The following is a 7,607-nucleotide window of genomic DNA, read 5'->3' as shown; positions in this document are numbered from 1 at the left end:
GGATTTGAACTGGGCGCTATGCTGCTTGCGTTTGTTTTGGCTCATAAACCACTCCTAGCATGGGTTGGAAGCGTGTAGCTTATTCACCTGTCCAGTTTTAGGGTTCCACCTCACACTTTAGAACTACCCGATCCAAACAATCCGCTTCCTGCTGCATTGGCAACGGCTTCTGCACAGGAATAAACAAACACTTTGAATTCGTGAATTTCTTCCGCAGTTGCCTTGTCACCCACCGCCGCGATCGCTGCATTCACAGCTAAGATTGCTCGATCAACCACTGCACCTGATTTTGCGTCTTCTGGTTCAATGTGCGGTCGCTCCAGCTTGATTGCCCCGCTTCGCAACACCTCTTCAGCAAACACAGATTGAATGATTGAATTGTTAGGGTACTTCTTAGCAGCACCCGCAATTTCTTTTGACATAGCAGTTGCCTCAATTGCAGTTGAAACAATTCCCAAATCAGCAATTGCAACTGCCATACCAACGAGCGTTGGGGCTTGGGCGATCGTACTCAACTCCTGAGACGTGTAGCTTGACATCATTTCTCTCCACAAAATAGTAAAAACTCAGACTAATCAGCGAAAGAGTTTAAGAATCTGCTCATTGAAAGAGTAGCAAAATTTTCTATATTAGTAAAGCCGTTTACTACGCTGTAGGCACGCTAAACGACAAAAGACCTATCAATCTATAGCGATTAAGTAAAATACTTTAAATGAAAAGAAAGTATATTGAATCGCCTTCTTCTACTCAATTCACCTGTAGAATATCTAGCTAAGACTTACGCGACTTGTAAGCGAATTTTTCATCCAGAAATGTGACATGAACTTTCTTGATTTCTTATGGTTGCTATTGCTGTTGCTCCTGGGGATGGCGCTGCTATTAGCCAAACAAAAAACTTCTTCGCCCAGCTCACCTTCGCTAAGCCGATCTTCTTCAAAGCAGAAAGCGATCGCTAAAAATGAAATGCCCTTAGAACGCGAAATCGAGCTTTCAGCAATTCAAAATTCTCTCATTCAATCCCTTGAAATTTCACCTACCGAGAGTAGAAAACTACCCATGCAAGACAGTTCATTTGCACCAGACAAGACTGAATCCGTGAGCCAAGAACTGGCGAAAGACGCTGCTGTTTCGTTAGGCGCGATCGCTGCAACAGACTCAACCACAGATCAGCGACCAGCTTTTAGCATTAAAGCCTTCAAACAACAGTTTTTCCACAGTCTTTCACTGCTTCAAAAAGATTTGCCAGAAAGCGGCTCCGCTCAGATCTACGCAATTGCTCTCATATCAATGTTCCGCTCTTGCTTTCTAAAATTCCAGCATCCAGAAACGCTTCTCGGTCAGTCAAAAGCTCGAACTGTTGCCGAACTAACAGCCAATATCGTCATGCCTCCACTGCTAGAAATTAGCTTGATGAATCTTGACGTTCTCGATCGCACCAGTCACGAATTAGGACTCGATTTAGAAGCGCTATTTCGGCGAGAAGAGTCGCAAATTCAAGATGAGACTGGTCTAAGCAGCCTAATCACTGATTATCTCGAAGCACTCGCCGCATCGGAAGTTCCAGCGATCGGCTATGGAATTTGTACTCCTTCCTCTGAAATTTCTGATGCTTGGCAAATTGAGCATTCTGAAGCGATCGTTAAAGTTGGTTTTGGTGGCAATACGCAGTTGCGCGGAGGAGAGCAAGGCTATCGCACTCGCTGGTTGCCTAGTGAACAAATTGAGGTCGTTCCTTATGACGTTTTCATTCCAGGCTATCGCTCAAATGGCATCAGCATTCTTCGACAGTGGAAAGTAAACCTGCCTGTTGAACGAGTTAAAACACTTGAATCGAACGAAGAAAACTCCCTCAAACAGCATTTCATTCTTGCCTCTAGTTCTGTACAGGATATCATTCGCCTACATCTAGCGTTTGGTGCAGCGATCGAAACGCTCCACGAGCGATTTATTCTTCACCTAAATGATGCAACTTCGGCTCTTGCAATTGTTGAGTTGATGCGGTTGCTTCTTGATGAGTACGCTCTGGAATGGCAGCAGGCCTGGCGGACGACGCAAACAATTTTTTCCTGCACAGTTCATCATCTGGAATTAACGCTGAACAATCACTGGTCGATCGCAACGCTTGGCCGCCTTCTCCCCAGACATCTAGAGTTAATCTACGAAATTAACCGCCGTTTCTTAGCGGAAGTTGAGGCAAAACACCAAAATGATATCGATCGAATTCGGCGCATGTCGTTAATTTCTGAAACAGAAGCGCGATCGCTGCGAACAGCTCATCTGATCTGCGTAAGCAGCCATACAGTCAACAGCATTTCGACCGTCCAAACTCGCCTACTTCAGCACGCACTCGTAGATTTTGAACAGCACGATTGCATCAAATTCAAAACAGCCGTAAATGGCATCAGTTCACGTCGCTATTTGTTGCGATCGAATACTCGTCTCGCAAACTTGTTGACTCAAAGAATTGGCGAAACTTGGATCACGTCGCCCCAAGCATTCGATCGACTCGAAGCGCTATCGAGTGATAATCAGTTTTGTAGTAATTGGTGGCAGGTTAAACGGGACAATAAACAGGCTTTTGCCAGCGAAATCTATCAGCAAACTGGCTTTGTCATCAATCTCAATTCGCTATTTGACGTGCAGGCCGCACCCATTCACGAAAATCAGCGGCAGCTACTAAACTTGTTGCACATCATTACGCTGTATGCTCGTCTAAAAATTAATTCCAACACCGACACGATTCAGCGATTCACTCATCGCTCAGTTCCACGCACCTGTATCTTTTCAGAACAGGTTGTGTCCGATCGCCCGATCGCCCAGTTCATCAACCGACTCATCCAATCGATCGCAACCATCATCAACGATGATGCAGATGTGCAGGGACGGTTGCAGGTGATTGTCCTCAATGAAAAACAAAATTATCTCCGGCCATTGCTCTACGCTGTCGCAGATCTTTCCGAACAGATTCCGCTTGCAACTCAAGCAGATTTCAGTCTCAACGCTTTGAGATTTTCTCTCAATGGCGCTAGCACGATCGCAACCCAAACTCCTAATAATCTTCAGTTGCAGCAGACGATTGGTGCAAAAAGCGTTTTTCTATTTGGCCTCACAGCAAGCGATGCCGAACAACTGAGTTTGAAAAGTCACGATCCCCGGCACTATTACAGTTCAGATCCAGAACTGCGGCAGGCGATCGACCTGATTGCCTCCGGCTACTTTTCCTACAAAGACAGCAGCGTCTTCAGTTCACTAATCGACTGGCTGCTGTCCGACGATCCCAATCTGATTCTTGCTGACTACCGATCCTACATTGACTGTCAAGAACGAGTCAGCAAACTCTACCAAGATCAAAAAACCTGGACGCGCAACGCCATCTCAACAACTGCTCACATGCATCCGCTCTGCGCCGATCGCGCCATCTCCAAATATCAAGATTCCTTGCTCACTTGAGTAAAGGCACACAAACAATTTTGATCGCGTCAACAACAGCAGATCGGGTTGTGCCCAATCTGCTTTTTTAGTGTGAACACCCAACATGCACTTAAATTTTTCAGTATATTTGTACCGTAGTTGATGACGTTCAACGCCTCTAAGCTCTACTAATAGCGTTCACAGCAAAGGTTGCACTCTACCTGTAGAATAATGGTCAGAATTTGTCTAAACAGCAGCAAAAAAGCCTGAGAGGGGCGTATCTAGTAGTCAGGGGAGTATAAAAGATCGTACAAGCAACCAAACGCTGTGAACTGCTAGAAATCAAACTCATCAGCACTTGAACTTCGTCATCGCTTTACACCTGCCAAAACAAAGGTGATTGCTTCTTCCGTGTGTTCCTCAACCATTTCTGGGCTGAGACGGTCAAGCTCTGGCGTTAGATGTTTCCAGTTCTCATGCACCGTGAAATAGAACAAACACACACTTAAGATATGGGTCAGTGCTAAAAACGGTTTGAGCGGACGAAAATGCCCTTCCGCAATTCCTCGCTCTAGAATTTTGAGCAAGTGTTCATGAAGACTCAAAACATTACACTCCCTGAAGTACGCTCCTTGATTTTGACTTGATTCCTGAAACCATAGCATTTGTCGGTGAGGATTTCGAGCTTCGTTAGCAATGGCGATGCGAATAATTTGCTTGAGCGCTTCGTCCGGAGGCAACCTGTCAAAGTCCAATTGCCCAAGCAGAGTTTGAACCTCATCCACTGGGCGTTGTAAGACTGCCTTGTACAAGCTTTCTTTTTTCTCAAAGTAATAATGAAGCGTTGCAGTCGTCACCTTGGCGCGTTCGGCAATTGCACTCATCCGTGCTCCGCTTAAACCATGTCGTGAGAATTCCTGCTCTGCGGCATCCAGAATTTGCTGCTGTGTCATCTCAGCATCTCGAACTGGGCGAACTTTCGCAGCTCGCTTACTGGGTCGAACCACGGCATCTCGATTTATCGTTTGCCTTTCTATCGTATCAAAGAGCGACTTAGGCTAGACAGTTTCAGTTCTGGGATTGACTGCCAAATCAGGATTTGATAGACTTACTGATTAATTAGTCAGTAAACAACTAGTATGAAACAACTGCAAGGCGCACCGTGGCTTTTGGCACATCGTTCGATGCTGAAGCCGAATCAACTACTAAAAATTTCTCTACTGGGTCAGGATTATGTGATGTGGCAAGACGGTCATGGCAAAATTAGCGCTTTGCCGAATGCCTGCCCACACATGGGCGCAATGCTATCAGAGGGCTGGTGCGTCGCTCAACCTGATGGCAGTAGTGCAGTCACCTGTCCCTTTCATGCTCTGGAATTTAACGCTTCGGGGTGTACCGTTCTACCAGGGTCGAACAAGCAAACTAAATCTCTTCTACAACCCTTAGAACTCATCATCCAAGGGGATTTTATTTGGTCTTATGGCGGATACGACCCGAAGATTCCAATTCCCTCGATTATGAATGAGATTGCAGCCGAGTATGAGTTCATTGGTGTGACCGGAGAACGTAGCATTGGGACTGACCTGCTCAGCCTACTTCTGAATATGCACGACTACAATCACCAGAATGGCACTCATCGAGAATTATTTGAGATTGAAGCAGTGCAAGTGAAACGATTTATCGATGAAGGTTTCCATTCTCATGCTTATTTGTCACAACCGCGGAAACAGCCATCATTTCGTGAAATTCTCAAAAATCCTGCTCAACTTGCAATGCCAAAGGTGCTAGAGGCCCATCTCGAAAACTTTTTCCCGTTCATGGGGTTGCTGCATGGGGAAGACAAACTGTTGAGCCTGAAAGAATGTCACTTCTACCTTCCAGAAGCCGAGCGTCAATCTCGCGTATTTGTGTTGATGTACATGAAAGCTCATTCTCCAATCGCACACTTGCTCAAGCGGAATTTGCTGAAGTTAATTGATGTGGTCGTGGATCAAGATGCCAAGATTTTGAGCAAGATCTATGCCGATACACCCCAGCGGATCAAATTGAATAATGAAGTGGGAATGGATTGGGTAAGACGCAATTTTGAAAGCTTTCCAGCCGTGGTTGAACCGAATTTATCTCGGTAGATATCAGTTGAGTATTAACCTGCTTTTACAGTCCCAATGCAATGTCCCATTGAACAATTCATACCGGATGATGAGGAATGGCAGCAATTGTGCGACAAACTCAAAACAGCAGATTCCTTCAGCGCCATTGTGCTAGCGGCTCGGTTAATAGGCTTGCGGTTTGCCAAGGTACTCATCGAACAACAATTAGCCGAACGTGCTCAAGCTCGGACAACTTGGCAGCATTGCTCCGTCTGCAATACCCAGCTTGTGAGCAAGGGGTTTACTAATCGACAAATGCTGACCATCGTGGGGTGGGTCAAATGGAAACGCCGCGCTGGGCGTTGCCCTCGGCGCTGTTTAGGCAGCCAAAATATTCCTTTAGATCAGGCGCTTGGGCTTCACGCTTATCAACAAACATCGGTAGAACTTGTTCGACTGGGATGCTTATTAGCTGTGTTTTTACCCTACACTCTAGCCGCTCAAATTCTGTTTCAATTGACCGGAGTTTCTGTTAGCAACAATACCCTGTGGGAATGGGTACAACACTTCGGACAACAAGCTGTAAAAGACCTAAAATCGCAATTAGAAGATTTAAACACCGGACAAACACCGCTGCTAGAATTGCTCGATGATGCACTTCTGTCAATGCCTTTGCTGATTTCAGCCGATGGCGTGACTGTACCATTTCGCTCTCAACCTAAAACACCGAAAGGAAAAACTGTTTGGCAAGAGGTGAAAGTTGCACTACTAACCCGATTGGGCAGACATCAAACTAAGAGCGGTAAAACAATCACACGACTCCATCAACGCCGTCTAGTGAGTCTATTGGGTAGTATTGACGATCTTAAACCGCGTCTTTGGCTCGAAGCATTGCGACAAGGAGTAGAAACGGCGGCTCAAGTGGTTTGGATCTCAGATGGCGCACGCGGCTTCTGGCGATTGTACCGGGAGTGCTTTGCACCGATTGGGGCTGTTGGCGTTTTAGATTTCTATCATGCCGCACAACATCTGTGGCAAGCAGCAAGCGCTTATCAAGATGGCAATCCTGCCCGAACTTCTCAGCAGTGGTTTGCCAGCTTATGTCATCGATTGCGCCACGGGTTCGGTAAGGGGATCATCAAAGAGTTAGACTGGCTAAGCAAGTCGAGAAATACGACCGAGGCAACGAAACCAATTTTGCGCCAAGTGCGAGATTACTTGAAGCTGCACCTTGATCACATTCAGTACCGCTTCTTCAAACAGAAGTGCTTTCCGATTGGCAGTGGCATGGTCGAGAGTGCTTGTAAATGGATGATCCAACAGCGCTTTAAGGGAACAGGGATGCGGTGGAGCGAGGATGGATTCAATCATTTGCTTCACCTCCGGCTTGCTTGGATGAATCAACGATTTGACTCCTTGTTCTCGAATGAAAATCTATCGCTTTCGTTGTACTCCCCCAAACACTAGATGCGCCCGCCTGAGAGCTTTCATGGAGGAAAAACACAATGTCCGAGTTAAGCCGCTGGTTCAACCATACGCATCGCTATTTAATTAGCTACACCGCCTATGCAGGCTACTCAAACGAATACGAAATTCAAGGTGAAAACTGTCGAATTGTCAGCGATCGATTGCTCACCGATCGAGAAATTGCTGAAGAGGTCGCGCATCACATTCAAGAACAAGACCGCATTCCAGTGAGCCAAGTTGTGCTTCGTCAGATTGGGCCATTAGCCGCTTGAATTCAAACTTTCAGGAACTTGCGATCGCCAAACCAAACAAGCGAAAGGCGGAAGTGTTGCTTCTACCTTTCGCTTGTTTGAATGGTTTGCAGTCAGAATTTATCGATCGATCGCGCCATTGATTACCAGCCTCGGCGGTTCGCTTGAACTAGGCACAACCACCACAACTTGCGCTTCTCCAAAGCGATTGGTGTAGGGTGCATCCCAGTCTTGTAAGTCTCAGGATGAGAGCTGCCCGTTGAGGTAGGCACAACTGTGAAATGTCAAGGGGGTAGCCTGTCGCGACAGCACCTTGGCGGGAAGAACACTGAACTTGTCTACCAGCCATCGCAGCGTGAGCAGGTCACCTGAGCCAATCGCCAGCGCG

Annotated in this window: 6 protein-coding genes; 4 read left to right on the top strand and 2 right to left on the bottom strand. The window is 46.5% G+C overall.

What is annotated here, in order from left to right; genetic code table 11:
- Positions 1-110: 110 nt before the first annotated feature.
- Entirely contained in the window at positions 111-542 is a 432-nt protein-coding gene (locus H6F67_RS27020; RefSeq protein ID WP_190769753.1) for a hypothetical protein, read from the bottom strand.
- Between the two features lie 841 nt (positions 543-1,383).
- On the opposite strand from H6F67_RS27020, the gene H6F67_RS27015 reads away from it, so the two are divergent.
- Positions 1,384-3,450: a glycogen/starch/alpha-glucan phosphorylase gene (locus tag H6F67_RS27015; RefSeq protein WP_190769752.1), complete on the top strand. Its 2,067-nt coding sequence runs from the start codon at positions 1,384-1,386 to the stop codon at positions 3,448-3,450.
- A 329-nt stretch (positions 3,451-3,779) separates the two neighbouring features.
- Here H6F67_RS27015 and H6F67_RS27010 read toward each other — a convergent pair whose 3' ends face one another.
- Complete coding sequence (locus H6F67_RS27010) at positions 3,780-4,364, bottom strand: TetR/AcrR family transcriptional regulator (protein ID WP_190769751.1); 585 nt, start codon at positions 4,362-4,364, stop codon at positions 3,780-3,782.
- Positions 4,365-4,550: 186 nt separating this feature from the next.
- Here H6F67_RS27010 and H6F67_RS27005 point away from each other — a divergent pair, with 186 nt between their 5' ends.
- From H6F67_RS27005 to H6F67_RS26995, 3 genes are read left to right on the top strand one after another with little or no spacing between them, the layout of a single operon-like run.
- Positions 4,551-5,540, top strand: coding sequence for a Rieske 2Fe-2S domain-containing protein (locus H6F67_RS27005; RefSeq protein ID WP_190769750.1), 990 nt, complete (start codon positions 4,551-4,553; stop codon positions 5,538-5,540).
- A 36-nt stretch (positions 5,541-5,576) separates the two neighbouring features.
- Positions 5,577-6,968 (top strand): ISKra4 family transposase, encoded by a 1,392-nt coding sequence (locus H6F67_RS27000; protein WP_190769749.1) that lies wholly within the window; start codon positions 5,577-5,579, stop codon positions 6,966-6,968.
- A 38-nt stretch (positions 6,969-7,006) separates the two neighbouring features.
- The gene (locus H6F67_RS26995; RefSeq protein WP_190769748.1) at positions 7,007-7,240 is read left to right on the top strand and encodes a hypothetical protein; all 234 of its coding nucleotides are present in this window, start codon (positions 7,007-7,009) and stop codon (positions 7,238-7,240) included.
- Positions 7,241-7,607: the final 367 nt, after the last annotated feature.

The sequence above is a fragment of the Microcoleus sp. FACHB-1515 genome (assembly GCF_014696105.1).
Lineage (GTDB): Bacteria > Cyanobacteriota > Cyanobacteriia > Elainellales > Elainellaceae > JAAUTJ01.
This window is presented reverse-complemented; position numbering and strand designations above follow the sequence as displayed.